The sequence below is a fragment of the Vibrio fluminensis genome (genome assembly GCF_015278125.1).
Classification (GTDB): domain Bacteria; phylum Pseudomonadota; class Gammaproteobacteria; order Enterobacterales; family Vibrionaceae; genus Vibrio; species Vibrio fluminensis.
Genome location: NZ_JADILO010000001.1, coordinates 441,238 through 460,037, shown reverse-complemented (window position 1 = coordinate 460,037; position 18,800 = coordinate 441,238). Strand labels below are relative to the sequence as shown.

Below are 18,800 nucleotides of genomic sequence, written 5' to 3'. Positions count from 1 at the left end.
TCAATAACATTCTTTCCACATACCGTGACATAGATTAGTGGCATAGAGGCACTTTAATAACAGCTAATTAATGATGGCGGCGTTATGGATTTAATTTCAATCACTCAAAGACGATATGAATCGGCGATTACTTTATCAGTCATCGTTCCTTATTTTAATGAAGCAGAAGTACTCCCAACACTTCATTCGCGCTTATCGAATGTACTCGATGGCATGCCGGAACGTTGCGAAATTATCTATGTGAATGATGGCAGTAGTGATGAAAGCTTACAAATCGTTGAGGGTTTTCGTTCGACCAGCAGCATTGTACGTAGCATTTCATTAAGTCGTAACTTTGGTAAAGAGTCGGCAATGAGTGCAGGGCTAGAGTATAGCCGTGGTGAAGCGGTAATTTTGATCGATGCCGACTTGCAAGACCCACCTGAGCTTATTCCACAAATGCTGGCTAAATGGCGTGAAGGTTACGATGTAGTGAATATGCAGCGTAAAGAGCGCCATGGTGAAACTTGGTTTAAGCGTCAATCTGCCGCCGTGTTTTATCGCCTGTTAAATCATCTGGCCAAGTCGTCAATTCCTGAAAATGTCGGTGATTTTCGTCTGCTAAGTCGTCGAGTTGTTGAGCAAATCAATAGCATGCCTGAGAGAAATCGCTATATGAAAGGGATTTTTTCATGGCCAGGTTTCAAGCAATACACTATGCAATTTGATCGTGATGCACGCTTTAGTGGCGAAACAAAATGGAATTACTTCAAGCTGATTGGTCTTGCTGTCGATGGCATCACTTCTTTCTCGATTCGACCATTACGCCTTGCCACAGTATGCGGTGCACTGATAGCGAGTGGCGCTTTTATTTACGGTTTAGTGATTGTCGCTCAGACCTTACTTTGGGGTAATGATGTCACAGGCTATCCATCGATGATGGTGGTGCAGTTAGCGCTTGGCGGGATTCAACTACTGTCAATCGGTGTGTTGGGTGAGTATATCGGACGGATTTTTATCGAGTCTAAACAGCGTCCGCTATTTTTGGTCGATTCAGTGAAAGAAAAACCAGCCGTAATGATTTTTGATAATAATGTGGAGAAGCGCGCGTGAGTTTTAATCGAGTGCATTTATGGGCAATTCTTGGCTCCGTCTTACTGATTCGATTGATTTCGTTAGGGGCGTATCCTCTTATGGACACGACTGAGGCTCGCTATGGCGAAATGGCGCGCATCATGACAGAAACAGGTAACTGGCTCACGCCGCAGTTCGATTATGGTGTGCCGTTTTGGGGAAAACCACCCCTGTTCACGTGGATGAGTGCAGGGGGAATTGAGGCATTTGGTATCAATGAATTTGCCGTTCGATTTCCGCATTGGCTAGCCGGTATTGTCATTATTGTATTGATGGCAAGTTTTGCTCGAAAATTGGAATTCAGTGGACTACTAACGTCAGTGGTGTTGGCTACTTGTGGCATTTTCGCAATCTCTGCTGGCGCAGTGATGACGGATATGGCATTGACTTTGGGATTAGCGCTGGCGATGGTCGGGTTTTATCGTTGTTGGCAAGGCACTCGGCTTTGGGGCTATGTTGCTTTTGTTGGTTTAGCGATAGGTCTATTGGCGAAAGGCCCATTAGTTATTGTCTTGATGGGACTTGCCGTTGTGCCCTGGCTCATTATTCAACATGGTGTGGTTGGCGGGATTAAGGCATTGTGGCAGCGCTTTCCTCTCGTTTCTGGAAGCTGTTTAATGCTGCTGATTGCTTTACCTTGGTATGTGATGGCAGAGCAAGCAACACCTGGTTTTATTGATTACTTTATAGTTGGTGAGCATTTTAAGCGCTTTCTAGTGAGTGGTTGGGAAGGGGATTTATACGGCAGCGCCCACGATGAACCTCGAGGGATGATTTGGTTATTCTGGCTCTATTCTGCCGCTCCTTGGTCAATTGTGTTGCCAGTGTTGCTGTGGAAGAAACGTAAGCTTGTATCTAGTGAGCGTTTTAAACAGACAGGCATTTTAAGTTTCTTACTGTGCTGGATGTTGTCGCCAATGGTTTTGTTTACGTTATCTGGCAACATTTTACCTGCGTATGTTTTACCTGGTGTCCCTGCACTTGCCGTGTTGATTGCAGTTCTGCTGTCGGACATCGATTATGATCCAAAATGGTTTAAAGTGACCGCGGGCATAATTCCGGTGCTACTCGTTATTGCGGTTATTGTGACTAATTTGGGCGTTGGTAACAAAAAAAGTGACAAGATCATTTTTGATAAGGCCGATCCGTCACTACCAACGTTTTATGTCGGCAAGAGACCTTTCTCTGGTCAGTTTTATAGTCACGGTAAAGCTTTGAAGTTAAGTGAGAATGTTGAGCCCCTCACAATGCCTCGTTTCCAGCTGATCGGTAAGAAAAAGCAGGTTGCAGAGCTGGTGGAGAAGCAGGCATTAAGTTGTGTCGTTGAGTATACCGCTAAAAGTAAACGTACTCTCTATCGTTGCAGTCCGGCATCTTAGACCACGATATGCGACATCTCTTAGACAGCAAGTTGTGTAGATTTGCACTGGTTGGGGGCGTGGGCTTTGTTGCCGACGCCCTAGTTTTTACTCTTTGCTTAAAGTGGCTTGCTTTGCCTATGTTGCAGGCTCGCTTAGTCGCATTTATATGCGCAGCAACAGTGACATGGGTGGGGAATCGAAGCTTTACCTTTTTGAACTATAGCCGCAAGCGGTATGTTCAACCACGACTACTCTTAGTGGTTGAGTGGGGTAAGTTTATGTTGAGCGCATCGGTTTCTGCGATCCCTAATTTCATCACTTTTAAGTTGATTTTGACGCTGTTTGGAAATGATGGCGCGATTCCGTACTTAGCTTTGGTACTGGGCATATTACTCGGAATGGTGAGTAACTTTATACTCAGTAGTCTCTGGGTTTTCCATTCACACCAGTAGAGATTGGTCCCTAGTCAGATAAAAAACGCAAAAAAATGCCCAGAGCAAGTTGCGCTGGGCTGATACAAATTAATTTAGCAGGAGTTAATTTGGAAAAAGCAGTGTAGATAAAGAAGTAATTCGGTAAAGTCGACGGCCAGTAAACATTCAGCTATATCCTATCTACACTTATTGAGACTCACCGTTTTGCATTCAGTTCCCCAAAAATTTAATTTTTTTTAATTATCTTCTATTTCAACCTCTTACCATTTAGACACCCACTCTGAGTTTGTCCAAGTTTGAAAATGTGATGTTACTCTGTTGTTAATGATGTTTGTTGAATGTATATTTTCAAACAAGCGTTTAATACAGGTGATTGAAATGAGTGCAAGGCATAAGACGAAAGAGAAGATTCTAGATGTTGCGGAAGCTTTGTTTGCTGAGCATGGGTTCAAAGACACGTCTCTGCGCACGATAACCAGTAAGGCAGGCGTGAATCTCGCTTCGGTGAATTATCACTTTGGCGATAAAAAGACGCTAGTTCGGGCTGTCCTTGACCGATATCTCGAAGCTTTTATGCCCGCAGTTTCCGATGCACTTATTACTTTAAATCTCAATAATGATTACACGATGAAGCAAGTTTTCGAGGCGGTTCGAGATCCCTTTATGTCGCTTAATCATGTGCGTCCCAATGGGACCAGTCGATTTATGTTACTGCTCGGTAGAGGATATACCGATGTGCAAGGACATTTGCGCTGGTTCATCACAACCCGCTATCAGGAAACATTGATTCTGTTTGTTGATTCTGTGATGAAAGCGAACCCAACGCTTAGCCGAGAGGAGGTTTTCTGGCGATTACACTTCACACTTGGTACTTGTGTTTTCACGATGGCTTCGAGCCAGGCACTGTCCGAGATTGCCTTCAATGATTACGGCAAAAAAGTGGATGCGCAGTGTGTATTAGATCAACTGATTCCATATCTTGCTGCTGGTGTATCAGCAGAGTAACCAAAAATATAACTACAATTTTCCAACGACGATTGGATCCAATATAGAAACCGTGAACAAAAGGAACTGGTTATGAGCTCTCTACGAAGAAAATGGGTCAGTGACCCTGCTTTCAAAATGTTTAAAAAAGTGTTACCACCGCTATCAGAAACAGAGCGAGAAGCGATGGAGGCGGGGAGTGTCTGGTGGGATGGGGAGTTGTTTTCTGGTCGTCCTGACTTTAAGACTTTGCACCAATATCCTAAACCTGCACTAACTGCTGAAGAGCAGTCCTTTATGGACAATCAGCTCGAAACTTTGCTGGCAATGTTAGATGATCAACAAATCAACAAAGATGATCGCGATCTTCCAGAGGAAGTTTGGCAATACTTACGTAAAGAGCGTTTCTTCTCATTGATCATTTCCAAACATTTTGGCGGTTTGGAGTTTTCTGCATTAGCAAACTCGACCATAGTATCTCGTATTGCAACTCGCAGTATTAGTGCAGCAGTCACAGTCATGGTACCTAACTCACTAGGCCCTGGTGAGCTACTTTCCCATTATGGTACACAAGAGCAGAAAGATTACTGGTTACCTCGCCTCGCGGATGGGACAGACATTCCATGTTTTGCTTTGACAGGTCCTGAAGCGGGTTCTGATGCTGGTGGCATTCCTGATGAAGGTGTTGTGTGTATGGGCGAGCACCAAGGTGAGGAAGTTCTTGGTATTCGTGTGTCATGGAATAAGAGATACATCACGCTAGCGCCCGTTGCGACAGTGCTTGGTCTGGCGTTTAAGATGAAAGATCCTGACGGTTTATTGGGCAATAAAGAAGATATTGGTATTAGTTGTGCGCTGATCCCTGCGGATCACCCAGGTGTCGAAATCGGTGAGCGTCATGATCCACTTGGCTCGGCGTTTATGAATGGTCCAACGCGTGGTAAAGATGTTTTCATTCCTTTAGATTGGCTTATTGGCGGTCAGGAATACGCTGGTAAAGGTTGGCGTATGCTGGTGGAATGTCTATCAGCTGGGCGCGGTATCTCTTTACCTGCATTGGGGACCGCTATCGGTCATCTAACGTCCCGTACTACGGGTGCTTATGCTTATGTTCGTAAGCAATTTGGTATGTCGATTGGTAAGTTTGAAGGGGTTGCTGAGGCGCTAGGTCGCATTGGCGGTTTGACTTATCTCCTTGAAGCGACGCGAACATTGACTACCACGTCTCTGGATATGAAAGAAAAACCGGGCATTGTCACGGCAATTGCCAAGTACCATATGACGGAGATGGCACGTACCATTTTAAATGATTCGATGGACATTCATGCGGGTCGCGCAATCCAAGATGGTCCTATGAACTATCTGGCGAAGCATTATCTTGGTATTCCGGTCGCGATTACGGTAGAGGGGGCCAATATCCTGACGCGTAACTTGATGATCTTCGGACAAGGTGCAACCCGCTGTCACCCATACGTTTTGCAAGAAATGGAAGCCGCCGCTAACCCAGATCAAGACCAAGCGGCAGAAGATTTCGATAAGTTGCTGTTTAAGCACATTGGTCACGCTACTAAGAATACCTTTGGAGCATTTGGTGCTGCACTCACTGGTTCTCGATTTGTCAAAGCAAGTGTTAGTGGTCCAACGCAAGTGTACTATCGAGACTTAACCCGTATGAGCCGAGCATTAGCCGTGAGTGCTGACTTTGCTATGTTGACCTTAGGTGGCGAACTAAAACGTAAAGAGATGATCTCGGCGCGTTTAGGTGATGCGTTGGCTTATCTATACATGGGTTCAGCCGCACTGAAAAAGTACGAGGATGATGGACGTCACCAAGAAGATCTAAATTACGTTCATTATGCGCTGCAACACTGTTTGTATCATGCGGCTAAATCACTTAAAGAAGCATTTAGTAACTACCCACAAAAATCGGTGGGACGTTTACTGAAAACTCTTATTTTCCCACTAGGCAACCGCTTTGAAAAACCAAGTGATGATCTTGCGGTCAAGCTAGCAGAAAGCTTAATGACGCCGGGCGCACATCGCGATCGTCTAACTCACCTTTGCTACATTGGTGAGCAAGAGGATGATAATGTGGGCTTGATGGAAAATGCTTTCTTAGCCATGTACGGAGTAAAAGCGATTGAGCGCAAACTGATCACTGCTGCGCGCGAAGGTAAAGTGGCACGTAAAGGTTTACTGGCAGACCGATTGGCTCAGGCTAAAGAAGCGGGCGTGCTTAGTGATCAAGAAATCGAACAAGTATTGGCGGCAGAGAAGCTACGTTACAAAGCGATTCAAGTTGACCACTTTAGTCATGATTTTTCTGAAGTAAGAACGCATGATGACGTGCGAAAACCAAAGCTAAACAGTGTCGCGTAGTCGATTCTCAAATTTCCAGCTAATTAACAAGGCTCCGATTTAGGAGCCTTGTTTGGTGTTGGATAGGCTCGTTTGTGCCCCTTTTTTGCTTGAAACAGCTCCAACCACTTGCATTTAGCAGTGAATTTGCAAGAAATTTGGTGAGATTTGGCCTTGAACCTTTTATCCTAGCCAAGTTTTTTAAAGGAAGTTGAATATGATCATCAAACCTAGAATTCGTGGATTTATCTGTACCACAACACACCCAGTGGGTTGTGAAGCTAACGTAAAAGAACAAATTGCTTACACCAAAGCACAAGGTCCAATCAAAAACGCACCTAAGCGTGTACTTGTTATTGGTTCTTCAAGTGGCTACGGTCTATCTTCTCGTATCGCGGCTGCATTCGGCGGCGGTGCATCAACCATCGGTGTTTTCTTCGAGAAAGAAGGCACTGAGAAGAAGCCGGGAACAGCAGGTTTCTACAACGCGGCTGCTTTTGATAAGCTAGCTGGCGAAGCAGGTCTGTATGCAAAAAGCCTAAATGGCGATGCTTTCTCTAATGAAGCAAAACAAAAAGCGATTGACCTAATTAAGCAAGATCTAGGTCAAGTAGACATGGTGGTTTACTCATTGGCTTCTCCAGTGCGTAAGATGCCAGAGTCGGGCGAACTTATTCGTTCTGCGCTAAAACCTATCGGTCAAACATACACTTCAACAGCAGTAGACACCAACAAAGATGTCATCATCGAAGCAAGTGTTGAACCAGCGACCGAAGAAGAGATCAAAGACACTGTGACCGTTATGGGCGGTGAAGACTGGGAACTTTGGGTTAACGCGCTTGCAGATGCTGGTGTGCTAGCCGATGGTTGTAAGACAGTTGCATACAGCTATATTGGTACAGAGCTAACTTGGCCAATCTACTGGGATGGTGCACTAGGTAAAGCGAAGATGGACTTAGACCGTGCAGCATCAGCACTTAATGCGCAGCTGGCTGAAAAAGGCGGCAGTGCGAACGTAGCTGTACTTAAGTCAGTAGTAACGCAAGCAAGCTCAGCGATTCCAGTTATGCCGTTGTACATTGCGATGGTATTTAAGAAGATGCGCGAAGAAGGCGTTCATGAAGGCTGTATGGAACAGATTTTCCGTATGTTTAGCCAACGTCTATACAAAGAAGACGGTAGCGCAGCGGAAGTTGACGAGCAAAATCGTCTACGCCTAGATGACTGGGAACTGCGCGAAGATATTCAGCAGCACTGCCGTGAGCTTTGGCCACAAATTACGACTGAGAACCTAAAAGAGCTAACTGACTACGTTGAGTATAAGGAAGAGTTCTTGAAACTGTTTGGTTTCGGCGTTGAAGGCGTGGATTACGAAGCAGAAGTCAATACGGCTGTTGATGCTGGCTTTATTAATATCTAAGTAAATATTCGAGTACTCAGATAAAAAAACGGAGCTTTTTAGCTCCGTTTTTGTTTTAGACCGTTAGTCTAATTACACTGGCTCAACGTTATCCCACTCAACGGTAGAGAAGACGCTAACAGTGTCACCTTCTTCGTTATTGAAGGTGTATTTGTGTAGCTGGCTAGTATCAGAGTCAGCAAGGTAACCAAGTACTTGCTCGTTGAAGTTACCTGAAGCGACCTCAACGACCTCTGCGTTGCTAAATGCAAAATCTGTAGCGGTGAAATCAAACTCTTCAATCTCTGCTATAAACAGCTCATTGGTGTTTTCCGCGACAGTATCAATGTCAAGGTAAAGACTATCTACTTGGTTTGTCCCCACTAGAGCTTCGACATTTTGTAGCTTAGAATCGCCTGTTAACTCAAGCTCTACCGCGTGAGGAGAGTTGGCAGCAACAACGACATCGAAGCCTTCACCACCATTGATATAGTCGTTACCGTTATCGAAGATCAGGTCGTCACCGGCACCGCCTTCTACAACATCTAGGCCCCAACCGCCATCGATTAAGTCATTACCTTCACCACCAACCAATAGGTCATCACGCTGGTAGGTGACAACTGAATCAACTAAGAAGTCACTTGAGTCAAGGCCAAATCCATTGCCTTTCTTATCAAATACGCCAGCGGCTGCAGACAGTTGAATTTCATCGAACGTTGCAGTGCCAATATCAACTGGAGAAATAGTTAGTGTGCCGTTTGAGACATTGTTACCATTTTCAAGCACAGTGACATTATCAACTTCAGGGTTAATACCGTAAGTTGCAAGAGTTTCTGCGTCTAAGTCACCAACGGTAAAGTATCCGCTTTCTACTTCAACGCCGTTGTCGAGTACTGTCCATTTGCCAACTTCGTTTGCACCGTTAAATGCTTCATCCTTGAATAAGCGATCAACGGCAATGTCTGTCGCTACAGTATGCTCATCGACATAAAGAACGAGTGTTTCAGAGAAGTTGCTCTTATCTCCTGACTCATCGCCTTCAACGAAGCTATATCCAATCTGAGCAGACAAACCACTTTCGTCATTACCGACAACACCTACACCGCCATTTGCATTAGCAAGTTCCGTTAGGGTGCCATCTGGGCTAAGTGCTTTACCCTCGGTAAGATCTTCTTCTGTGCCTTCCGTTATTGCAGTGGCACGAGAGTAATCACCAAATAGGAGATCGTCACCTTCACCACCGATAAGTACATCGCGACCATATCCGCCTTCAAGGATATCGTTACCTTTACCACCATCTAGCCAGTCATCTCCTTCTTGGCTTTGAGAGAGAGCATCAAAGTCGATAGTTTTAATTTCGTTAACGAAGTAATCGCTTGAATCGAGAATGTCGAGCACGCCATTCTCGTAGATCCCTTCGGCCGCAGAGAATTCGATTGTATCGAAGCTCTGACCGTTGGTATCTTGCAACGTGATATCAAATACACCGCTGTTATCGTTATAGCTACCTAGTACTTTGATGTTGTCGTTAAGTGTAAGGCCGTGTGCATCAAGGGTATTGGCGTCTAAATCTTGGCTGGTGAAGTAGCCAGACGCGACTTCTACGCCATCATTAAATACGGTCCATTTACCGATCTCGTTAACCCCATCTTTGCCTTCATCAGCAAACAAGCGATTGATAGAGACTTGCGCTGCTGCTGTATCGTTACCTAGTGAATAAGTAATTGATTCTGACTCACCTTCAAGCGTGTTAGGATCAAACGTATAACCAAGTTGATCTGGAACACCTGATTCAGGGTTTCCTACGACACCAACTTGAGAGCCTTGTTCACTGGCTGAACCATCGATATTTGTCGGGTTAAATACGCGAGCATCAGACAAGTTGAGGCTATCTGCATCGAAGAAGTCATAGTAGTTATCACCAACTAGTAAGTCATCGCCATCGACACCAAGTAAGACGTCGTCTCCATTTTCACCATAAAGGTGATCATCATTGCTAGTGTTAGGATCAGACGTTAACTCAACCGTTTTAACTTCTTTTACTACGAAGTCACTCGAGTCCAAACGACCTCTGCTATTGGCTTCATAGTGGCCGATTGCTGCAGAGAATTGGATTTCATCGAAGGCTACGAAGCCCGTATCTTGTGGATCAATGGTAAAAGTACCGTTTGAGCGGCCATTGCCATCTTCCAAGACTTTAAGGTTATCCGTTTCAGCGTTGAGACCATAAGCATCAAGGGTTGCTTGATTGAATTCACCCGCTGTGAAGTAACCGCGTTCAACGACGATGCCATCGCGAAGAAGTGTCCAAACACCAACTTCATTGATATCTCTTACCGAAGAATCTTCTGAAATACCCTCGTTTGCAAATAGACGATCAATGGTAACTTGAGCAGCGTAACTGTGCTCATCCACACTAACAGAAAGGACTTCAGATGCGCCTTTCTTATCGCCCGTGAGATCATTTTCTACAAAACTGTAACCGATTTGACCACCAGCGCCTGATTCACTGTTGCCTTGAACACCGAACGTTCCACCTTTTTTGTATAGTGTCGCTTCTGTGCCGTCAGGGTTATAGGCTTTAGCTAGATACAGATTTGCACTTTTCGCGTTACTGAAATCAACGGCTATTTCGCCTGTATCTGGGTCTACTACTAATTGTTTGGCAAAGTCATCGCCAATCACAATATCGTTACCACTACCTGCAAGAACTACGTCGTCACCGTTACCAGCATTGACAAGATCAGCACCTTCTCCAGCAACAACAAAGTCTTCACCTTTACCACTATCGATGACATCATTACCAGCTTGAGCATCGATAAAATTGTTCTCACCTTCTGTGATAATTAGATCATCTTCCGGTGTGCCTACGCCAGATGAAAGTGGGGCGCTATCATCTAGTGTAGGGTCGATTACATCTACTACTTCGATACGGGTCGCCGAATCATTTACTTGTTTAACCGTCATGAAAATTTCCTCTATCAATCTGATGATTAATTTGAGGCAGCTCAGCCATCTCATTCCTGTGAGATCTGCAGCTTTCCGTCCTTACCTCGCGATAAGTTTGGCTTTTCTCAATTGTTGTATTATTGAATCCCCACAAGTTAATGCTAAGGGCGAGGGATTCTTTGGCTTGCCCTTAAATTTCTCTCATCGCCCTATATGCACTTACTGAAAGTGGCCCAAGTAAATAGTCAAGAGGTGTTTGCTCATTGAGTAGGATCATTACTTCTGCGGGCATTCCTGGGTATAGGGTAACGTTATCTAATTGTTTTAGGTCAGCTTGCTCGAGCTGAACTTTTGCTAAATATGCAGGCTCACCCGTTGTTTGATCGACAATGGTGTCTGCGGAGATATGAATGAGCTGGCCGCGAATTGGCGGTGTACGTCGGAAATTGTAGGCAGTTAATCGCACTTCCGTACTTAAGCTCTCGTAGACGTTATCAATATCTTCTGGTTTCAACATTGCTTCAATGATCAGTAGATCTTGCTGAGGGACGATCTCCATAATCTTTTCACCGGGTGAAATAACCGATTCACTGGAATAGATCGTTAATCCAACCACAATACCGGCTTGAGGAGCGCGTATTTCAACACGGCTTAGTACTTGCTCTGCATTATTCATTGCTTCGGCCGTTTCATTGATGGCTTTTTCTAATTGCTGTATTTCTTCACCGAGCTGTTTTGCGTAGAGATACTCCGCATTTTCGTCTTGCAGTTCAGCCTCAGAGACGGAGCGAATTGCGCGATTAATTTTCGCGGTTAATTCTGCTAGGTCACCTTCCAGTTCGGAAGATTCACGTTTAAGATCAAGTAACTTAGATCGCGATGTATTCCCAGTCTCTAAGAGCTTCTCATGCATCTCGACCTGTTGGCCTAGGTACAACAAAGTTTTCTTATCCGCTTTAAAGCGCAGTTGTAACCCTTTAAGGTCACTCTTAGCTTGAGCGACTTTTTCTAACAAGATTTTATTTTCACCGATTTGTAGAGCTCGGCGTTTTTCGAATAATTTGGTTTGTGTCTCTAAAATGGTCTGTATACGGGGCTGTTGATCACGCTCTAGTAATCGAGCGTCAAACTTAATTTCAGAGTCGTCTTGAAGTTCCGCTTGTAATCGGTTCAATCGTGCGAGGTCACTTTGCCATTGGGCTTGCAAGCCTAAAAAACGAGCTTGCGCTTGAGACGAATCAAGTGTGACCAGCAATTCGCCTTGCTCAACATTCTGCCCATCTTCAACATGAATCTGTTTAACAATACCGCCTTCTAGATGTTGAACAGGTTTGCGCTTTGATTCAACAATAACCATACCTCTTGCGATAGCTGCACTGGATAGTTCGGCAAATGAAGCCCAGTAACCAAAGCCAAAAAGTAGAATTAGGACTAAAGCGAGCGCATATTTTATGTTTGCTGACACGCTAAAGTTGAGGTTTCGACCATCACGATATTCGATATAGTCTTGGTGGATTTCATGGTAAGAACTATTAGCCATCGGATGCCACCTTTTTGATGTTCTGAACTTTAGATATTGCGTTAGCTTTCTGCGCAGAAATGATTTGTCCTTGTTGGAGTTCAACCACCCAATCAACGTGAGGAAGTAGCTCTTGGTTGTGTGACACCACGACCACGGCAATATTGCTTTGCTGGAATTGAGTCAGCAAATGCTTAAATTGTTGCAGTTTATCGGTGTCTAAATGCGCATTGGGCTCGTCCATTATCACTATTTTAGGTGTGTAGTAGATTGCACGGGCAATGGCTATTCCATTGCGTAGGCCCATTGCTAAGTAGGTTGCTGCGTTGCCCAGATTGGTATCATATCCGTGTTCAAGTTTTAATATATCTTCATGTACGCCAGCCGTTCGAGCCGCACGGATCACTTGTTGATCAGTCATACTCTTATCAAAACAGGCAATGTTTTGCTTTATCGAGCCCGTTAAAAACTCAATATCTTGAGGAACATAGCCAATGGTATATTTTAATTGACCACGGTCCCATTGGTTGAGACTCGCCCCATCAATCTTAATCGTGCCGGATGTTGGCGTATGAATACCAGCAAGTAGTTTACAAAGAACCGTTTTACCTGACCCACTTGAGCCTGTGATTAATAGACGATTGCCGGGTTCTAGTTTTAAACGAATGTTCTTCAACAGTGGTAACTTCTCCTTTGGTGGGTACCACGTGAGGTTATCTATGTGCAACGCACCTTGGACTTGGTCGAACTCTGTACCTTTATGCTGTTCGGCTTGAATAGCAAAATACTGACTTAAACGACTGTCTGCATCGCGAGCATTTTTCCATCCTTGAAATATACTAGTTAACTGTTCATAGGGTTGTAGCGCGCGCGACATCAAGATTGATGCTGCGATGATTCCGCCTGCTGACATTGAGTTGTTTACCACCAATAGCGCACTCACCGCCATTACGGCCATTTGTAAAATGAAGCGAATGAACTTGGCGATAGATGTAAACTTCGCGGAGGTGAGACCTAGCTTTTGTTCGTACCAGATCCTCTCAGCGGTGATGTGTTGATATTGATGGCTTAATCCTTCAAGTAAGTAATGTGCATTTAAGCTCTCTTGCCGAGTTTGCGCTTCATTATTTGCATTTCTGCATGCGGCAGAAGTCGCTTGCAACTGTAGAACTTGTTTATCTTTACTTTTGTGTGAGTAGATTGAAAAGCCACCAACCACAATAACTGCAGCTAGACCTAACGCGCCAATATAAGGATGCAGAATAAACATGACACCAATGAAAATAGGTGTCCATACAATATCAAATGCTGACGAAAAAGCTGGAGAGGTAATGAAATTTTTTATTTCTCTAACATCACTCTGACTGGCAATATTTTCAACTTTTTGAATAGGTAAGGACTTATATAGGTAACTTGATGTAATCGCATCTAGACGCGCTGCATTACTAAAAAGAAAATGTTGTTTGATAACATCTAAAGCGGCTTGGATAACTAATAGAAATAAACCAATACCACTGAGCAGTAATAGCGTATCAACACTACGGCTAGTTAACACACGGTCAAAAACTTGTAAGCTATAAATAGGGATCACAAGTACGAGGCAGTTCAGAATTAAACCTACGAATAAGAGGTAAGCTAGAACCTTTTTACTGAATGGTGTAAGGTTTTTCCATTCGTATTTATTAATATCCATACCTGAACATTGCCATGACCAATAATTTGCGCAATCCTAACATTCAAATATTGGCGTGTGCTACAGAGTTTAAAAGGCGATTAAGTAAGGATATATAAGATGTGAGCTATTTTTTCTTTTAAAACATGGTTTTGCAAGGGGTTTCTTATTAGTAAGAAACCCTGAAATAAATTATTTACTCGAATGTTGACCATATTGGCGCATGATCTGATGGTTTTTCGATGCCACGTAGTTCGTAATCAATATCAGATACGGTACATTTAGTAGATAATGAATTTGTTGCTAAGATAACATCAATCCTCAACCCTCTATTATCATCAAAACCACGTGAACGATAATCGAACCACGAATATCGTTCAGTTGCTTCTGGATTGACTAAACGGAATGTATCAACAAATCCCCAGTCCAATAATGTTTGCAACCATTCGCGCTCCTCTGGTTGGAAAGAACATTTTCCAGTTTTAAGCCAGCGTTTACGATTTACTTCGCCAATGCCAATGTCGAGGTCAGTAGGGCTAATATTAATATCACCCATCACAATGATATTTTCGTCATTAGTATGGTGTTCGCTTAGGTAGGTCATTAAGTCTTGATAGAAAGCTCGCTTATAAGGAAACTTAGTTTCATGACTAATATTATCGCCTTGCGGAAAGTAACCGTTTAGAACTGTGACTTTTTCACCATTGTCTGTTTCGAATGTTGCCATGATCATACGTTTTTGATGATCGTCATTGTCTGTGGGGAAACCTTTTTGAACCGACAATGGCTCCTTTTTACACAGCATAGCAACGCCGTAGTGAGCCTTTTGTCCATGAAAATAAACTTTGTAACCCATTGCTTCAACGTCGGCTAATGGGAAGGCTTCATCATGTACTTTGATTTCTTGTAGGCCGATGACATCCGGCTGATGTTTGTCGATAAGGGCTTGGAGTTGATGAAGGCGAGCTCTTAAACCGTTAATGTTAAACGATACGACTTTCATTGTGCTTCCTTTTTTGGCTAGGTTTTCCCAACTAGGTTTAGATTCGTTTTTTCTGACGCGCTTTGCTGACTTATTCTGCTGATTTGGCTTGCTGTGCCAACTTAGCTTCAAGATCATTCTTGACGATCTTAATCGCTTTGAGTGCGATTTGTGGATCGACTTCATTACTTTCTAGTAAATAAATGAGATCGACAGCAAGCTTGATTTCGTCTGGGGCGTTGTCAAGGCTATTGGCAGTTGAAGTCATGCTATTGGTTTCTCTCTCGATAAGTGATTTGTTTTTCCAGTTTTACTTTAGCGACGCGGCAACGTTCAAGTCTTTGCTCTGTGGTGAGTAAAGCTTGTTGAGCTTGTTGTTGAGCAAAAGGAGGAGCGCTATTTAGTGCGAGTTGCTTGTCACGCACCATTTCCATTAGGCGTCGCTCCCAGTCTTGGTGTTGTGCCAGTTCTTGGTATAGAACATTGATTGGCTTTTGGAAGTGGCTGTGGTGCTTTGGTTCTTTTTTACGGATTGCCCGAGTCGCAAGTTCTCGCTGGATAGCACTGACTTGCGCCAGTAAACGTTCAGATAAGTACTCGGCGCGCAATGCGGTCAACTTGCCATTGTCTTGTTCACGAATTAAAGTTTCTAAAGTCGCTTGGGCTTCTTTGACACAAGGGACAAGTAGTCGAGCGCTGCCATGAAATAAGCGTTCGTCAAATAAGGCTTGGTGATGCTCTCCGCGCGAGCGGTCAAGGTCAGCAGCTTGTCGCGCTAGCTGATCTAAAGTGCTGATTAACTGTTTTAATTGACTCATATTGCAATAAACCATGCGTCATAGGCTAGTTTGATAGCCAGGATACTAACCACAGTAACGAAAATAGGGCGAATAAAGTTAGCGCCGAATCGGATTGCAGAATGGGCGCCAACAAAAGCGCCAGCCATTAAACATATCCCCATTGTTAAGCCTAGCACCCAATCGATATGTCCCAAGATGGCAAAGGTTATCAATGAGGTAAAATTACTGGTGAAGTTCATCGCCTTGGCAACGCCTGAAGCCATGAGGATGTTCAAGCGATATAGCGCCATGGTACTAACCGTCCAAAATGCGCCAGTGCCAGGGCCAGCAACACCATCGTAAAAACCAAGAATAGAGCCTTGAACATATTGCTTTTTATTAAACGCTGCGCAAGCTGGTGGCAGTTCGTTGCTGCTATTTTTTGGGGTTTTGTGCCAAATGGAGTAGATAGCAGCCGCTAAGATAATCAGTGGTAACGCTTTTTCTAACCACTCTGTGCTTATCCAGTCAACAAACAAGGTACCAAGAGTTGCGCCAATTAATGTTGAGATAAAAGCTCTTTTCCAAAACTGAGGATGAAAGAGCCGCTTGCGATAGTAAGTAAATGCCGCAGTTGATGACGCAAACGTCGCTGCGAGTTTGTTGGTTCCTAAAGCAATATGAGGTGGCAAGCCTAGTGATAACAGGGCAGGGACAGTCAACATGCCGCCGCCACCGGCGACAGCATCTATAAATCCAGCAACAAAAGCGACCAGCGCGAGTACCAACAACATCGTTGGTTCAAACATTTCCATTGATGATTCTTCTTATTCTGGCTGCTTAGTTTAGACAGCAAGGTCGTAAATTATTCGATGACACGTTTAAAGGGTGGTAGTGAATCCAGTAAGGCGCTGCCATAACGTTTGGTTACAAGGCGCCTATCTAAGATGACTACTGTACCAGAATCCCGTTCTTTACGCAGTAAGCGTCCAACTGACTGGATGAGCTTTTTACTCGCCTCTGGGACGGTGATCTGCATAAATGGATTGCCTCCTTTGTGCTCAATATATTCAGCATGTGCTTGTTCTACTGGTGAGGTAGGAACGCCAAAAGGGATCTTGGTGATGATCAGGTTCTCTAACAGCTCACCGGGCAAATCTAACCCCTCGGAAAAACTGCCCGTACCAAACAGCACACTAGTTTTACCACATTGCACCAGCGTTTTATGTTTGTTTAGAATTTCATTGCGAGACTCTTTACCTTGGATCTGCAACGCCCACCCTTTTTTGATGAATTGTTTGTCCAAGGCTTCGGCAACTTGGTTCATCTGCCAATAAGAAGAGAATAAAACTAAATTAGCCTTTTTGTCTTTAATTTGATTAGGCAGAATTTCAATAAGATATTCCGTAAACTCCTTTGCTTGCGGCTCGTATTTCATCTTAGGCACGCGCAACTCGGCTTGATTCTGATAGTCGAAAGGTGACGCGAGCGCCAAGAATCGGGTGCCATCTTCTGCTTTATCACTGATCCCCGCTTGGCGGCAGAAAAAGTTAAATGAATTGAGCGCGCGCATCGTTGCCGATACTAATACTGCACCTAAGCATCGACTCCAAATCTGTTGATCAAGTTGCCAACCCACCTCAAGGGGGGACACGTTAACAATAAAGTCCCCCTCTCGTTCAGGGCTTAGCTCTAACCAGCGAGCGAGAGGTGCCCCTTTATCGCGAGGTGGCTCTGCCATCAGTTGCCATACTTGCGCTAAGTTATCCATACGCTGGATGTAGAAACCTAACTCAGCCAATGCTGGCTCAGCTAAACGCGCAGCAACTTCACCATCTTTTACTCTTTCTGCAATCAGATCAGCGATCTTGGCTGTGGCTTGAGCGCCTTTGTTAGAGAGTTGTTTAAGATCTTTGGATTCAGCGGCTAACCAATCAGGCAGATCGCCATGTTCGAAACGGTAAATGTTTTCACTAAAATGGGCTGGGTCGAAACGCCCCGCTAATTGGGTTAGCGAAGGGATTAATTGTTGTACGGCATCTTGCAGTTCGTTACGAAAACGGGCCACACGCTTCTCATCCGCGAGGCCAGAAAATTTGGTCACTGACTGATTTAGTCTCTCTAGCCAAGTTGCGGCACCCTTTAAACTGGCAGCAGCAGCGGAATGGTCGCGTGCCACATGAGGGAGATGATGCGCTTCATCGAACACATAAATGGTTTCTTCAGGTTCGGGTAAAATGACACCGCCACCTAAATCAGCGTCGGCCATCACCAAGCTGTGATTGGCAATAATCACATCGGCTTTGTCGAGTTCGCTACGCGCTTTTTGGAAAGGACAACCGCGATGAGAAGGCATACTGTTATTACAGCTATGTTTATCACTAACGATAAGCTGCCAAATGTGATCATCAATCGATTTTGGCCATGAGTCTCTATCGCCATCCCATTTACCTTGCGCAAGCGAACGGTACATAGTTTCAAGTAGTTCGATATCTTTGCGCTTTGGTTTGGTCTCAAACATTGCCATTTGCTGACCGTCAGCGCCGCAAGCATTGGCGAGTTTTTCCGCGCAGCAGTAACGTTGACGCCCTTTGGCCAGTAAGAATGAAAAATTCAGGTCAGTAATGCGTCTAAATAAAGGTAAATCTTTATTAATCAGCTGTTCTTGCAGTGCAACCGTCGCGGTAGAAATAACCACTTTTCGTTGACTAAGAAAAGCTACGGGGATCGCCGCCATAAGATAAGAAAGCGATTTACCGATCCCGGTTCCGGCCTCGGCCACAATCATACGATTTTTTTTATGGTATTCACCGCATAGGGTCTTAGTTATTTCTGCAACTAGATAGTTTTGTGCACGGCGAGGTACGAAATTTTCTAGTTGTGCTTGTAGGTTCTGGTAGCTAGTGCGAATAGTTTGATGGATTTTTGTGTTGGTCATAACAGCGCCTTTCTAACGAGATGCGATAGTAGCACACTTCCTTAACTGTTATGTAGTTCACGATTCCGCACGCTTTTTAAATAAATCTAGATCCGCTTCACAAAAAAAAACTGAACCTTCAATTAGTTATATTTATTTCTAAAGGCGAAAAATATAAAACTATAAAGATTAGACTTATCTAGTGTTAAATTCTGTTTGGTGTAAATTTAATGTAAAGCAATAGAGTAATAAACTGTAGTTGCGACGCGTATCAACTGCTGATGAACCTGCTATCTAGGTTAGAAGTTGGTCGCAAAACTAACTAATTTACAC

General features: G+C 44.1%; 14 protein-coding genes and 1 riboswitch. Of the genes, 6 read left to right on the top strand and 8 right to left on the bottom strand.

All coding sequences use genetic code 11. The features are described 5' to 3' along the window. The first annotated feature begins 84 nt into the window (after positions 1-84). The 6 genes from IRQ95_RS02070 to fabV all read left to right on the top strand — a co-directional run bounded on the left by IRQ95_RS02070 (position 85) and on the right by fabV (position 7,670). Positions 85-1,092, top strand: a complete 1,008-nt coding sequence (locus IRQ95_RS02070; protein WP_194435343.1) for a glycosyltransferase family 2 protein — start codon at positions 85-87, stop codon at positions 1,090-1,092. After that, on the top strand, positions 1,089-2,492 hold the full coding sequence (locus IRQ95_RS02065; protein ID WP_194435342.1) for a phospholipid carrier-dependent glycosyltransferase: 1,404 nt from the start codon (positions 1,089-1,091) through the stop codon (positions 2,490-2,492). The genes IRQ95_RS02070 and IRQ95_RS02065 overlap by 4 nt, the downstream gene beginning before the upstream one ends. Positions 2,493-2,500: 8 nt before the next feature. Further along, positions 2,501-2,926 (top strand): GtrA family protein, encoded by a 426-nt coding sequence (locus IRQ95_RS02060; protein ID WP_194435341.1) that lies wholly within the window; start codon positions 2,501-2,503, stop codon positions 2,924-2,926. A 360-nt stretch (positions 2,927-3,286) separates the two neighbouring features. After that, positions 3,287-3,913: a TetR family transcriptional repressor PsrA gene (psrA, locus tag IRQ95_RS02055; RefSeq protein ID WP_194435340.1), complete on the top strand. Its 627-nt coding sequence runs from the start codon at positions 3,287-3,289 to the stop codon at positions 3,911-3,913. A 72-nt stretch (positions 3,914-3,985) separates the two neighbouring features. Beyond that, positions 3,986-6,271: an acyl-CoA dehydrogenase gene (locus tag IRQ95_RS02050; RefSeq protein ID WP_194435339.1), complete on the top strand. Its 2,286-nt coding sequence runs from the start codon at positions 3,986-3,988 to the stop codon at positions 6,269-6,271. Between the two features lie 196 nt (positions 6,272-6,467). Next, positions 6,468-7,670, top strand: a complete 1,203-nt coding sequence (gene fabV / locus IRQ95_RS02045) for an enoyl-ACP reductase FabV (RefSeq protein ID WP_194435338.1) — start codon at positions 6,468-6,470, stop codon at positions 7,668-7,670. Between the two features lie 72 nt (positions 7,671-7,742). Here fabV and IRQ95_RS02040 read toward each other — a convergent pair whose 3' ends face one another. From IRQ95_RS02040 to dinG, 8 genes are all read right to left on the bottom strand, one after another. Then, on the bottom strand, positions 7,743-10,616 hold the full coding sequence (locus IRQ95_RS02040; RefSeq protein ID WP_194435337.1) for a calcium-binding protein: 2,874 nt from the start codon (positions 10,614-10,616) through the stop codon (positions 7,743-7,745). A 32-nt stretch (positions 10,617-10,648) separates the two neighbouring features. Continuing rightward, positions 10,649-10,728: riboswitch (cyclic di-GMP riboswitch) on the bottom strand. 60 nt (positions 10,729-10,788) lie between these two features. After that, positions 10,789-12,138, bottom strand: coding sequence for an HlyD family type I secretion periplasmic adaptor subunit (locus IRQ95_RS02035; protein ID WP_194435336.1), 1,350 nt, complete (start codon positions 12,136-12,138; stop codon positions 10,789-10,791). Further along, a complete protein-coding gene (locus tag IRQ95_RS02030; protein WP_194435335.1) occupies positions 12,131-13,810 on the bottom strand; it encodes a type I secretion system permease/ATPase in 1,680 nt (559 codons plus the stop codon). Before IRQ95_RS02030 ends, IRQ95_RS02035 begins: the two co-directional genes overlap by 8 nt. A gap of 175 nt (positions 13,811-13,985) precedes the next feature. After that, a complete protein-coding gene (xthA, locus tag IRQ95_RS02025) occupies positions 13,986-14,792 on the bottom strand; it encodes an exodeoxyribonuclease III (protein WP_194435334.1) in 807 nt (268 codons plus the stop codon). Positions 14,793-14,862: 70 nt separating this feature from the next. Beyond that, positions 14,863-15,039, bottom strand: a complete 177-nt coding sequence (gene rsmS, locus IRQ95_RS02020; RefSeq protein WP_194435333.1) for a pleiotropic regulatory protein RsmS — start codon at positions 15,037-15,039, stop codon at positions 14,863-14,865. Position 15,040: 1 nt separating this feature from the next. Further along, on the bottom strand, positions 15,041-15,589 hold the full coding sequence (locus IRQ95_RS02015) for a primosomal replication protein (protein ID WP_194435332.1): 549 nt from the start codon (positions 15,587-15,589) through the stop codon (positions 15,041-15,043). Then, positions 15,586-16,365, bottom strand: coding sequence for a sulfite exporter TauE/SafE family protein (locus tag IRQ95_RS02010; RefSeq protein ID WP_194435331.1), 780 nt, complete (start codon positions 16,363-16,365; stop codon positions 15,586-15,588). The genes IRQ95_RS02015 and IRQ95_RS02010 overlap by 4 nt, the downstream gene beginning before the upstream one ends. 50 nt (positions 16,366-16,415) lie before the next feature. After that, a complete protein-coding gene (gene dinG / locus IRQ95_RS02005; protein ID WP_194435330.1) occupies positions 16,416-18,488 on the bottom strand; it encodes an ATP-dependent DNA helicase DinG in 2,073 nt (690 codons plus the stop codon). Between the last annotated feature and the right edge of the window lie 312 nt (positions 18,489-18,800).

What these genes read in the sequence shown, in the direction of transcription:
- IRQ95_RS02060 (WP_194435341.1), top strand. Translation starts at nt 2,501, where the DNA reads ATGCGACATCTCTTAGACAGCAAGTTGTGTAGATTTGCACTGGTTGGG.
- xthA (WP_194435334.1), bottom strand. Translation starts at nt 14,792, where the DNA reads ATGAAAGTCGTATCGTTTAACATTAACGGTTTAAGAGCTCGCCTTCAT.
- IRQ95_RS02070 (WP_194435343.1), top strand. Translation starts at nt 85, where the DNA reads ATGGATTTAATTTCAATCACTCAAAGACGATATGAATCGGCGATTACT.
- psrA (WP_194435340.1), top strand. Translation starts at nt 3,287, where the DNA reads ATGAGTGCAAGGCATAAGACGAAAGAGAAGATTCTAGATGTTGCGGAA.
- IRQ95_RS02015 (WP_194435332.1), bottom strand. Translation starts at nt 15,589, where the DNA reads ATGAGTCAATTAAAACAGTTAATCAGCACTTTAGATCAGCTAGCGCGA.
- IRQ95_RS02040 (WP_194435337.1), bottom strand. Translation starts at nt 10,616, where the DNA reads ATGACGGTTAAACAAGTAAATGATTCGGCGACCCGTATCGAAGTAGTA.
- IRQ95_RS02050 (WP_194435339.1), top strand. Translation starts at nt 3,986, where the DNA reads ATGAGCTCTCTACGAAGAAAATGGGTCAGTGACCCTGCTTTCAAAATG.
- rsmS (WP_194435333.1), bottom strand. Translation starts at nt 15,039, where the DNA reads ATGACTTCAACTGCCAATAGCCTTGACAACGCCCCAGACGAAATCAAG.
- fabV (WP_194435338.1), top strand. Translation starts at nt 6,468, where the DNA reads ATGATCATCAAACCTAGAATTCGTGGATTTATCTGTACCACAACACAC.
- IRQ95_RS02030 (WP_194435335.1), bottom strand. Translation starts at nt 13,810, where the DNA reads ATGGATATTAATAAATACGAATGGAAAAACCTTACACCATTCAGTAAA.
- dinG (WP_194435330.1), bottom strand. Translation starts at nt 18,488, where the DNA reads ATGACCAACACAAAAATCCATCAAACTATTCGCACTAGCTACCAGAAC.
- IRQ95_RS02035 (WP_194435336.1), bottom strand. Translation starts at nt 12,138, where the DNA reads ATGGCTAATAGTTCTTACCATGAAATCCACCAAGACTATATCGAATAT.
- IRQ95_RS02010 (WP_194435331.1), bottom strand. Translation starts at nt 16,365, where the DNA reads ATGGAAATGTTTGAACCAACGATGTTGTTGGTACTCGCGCTGGTCGCT.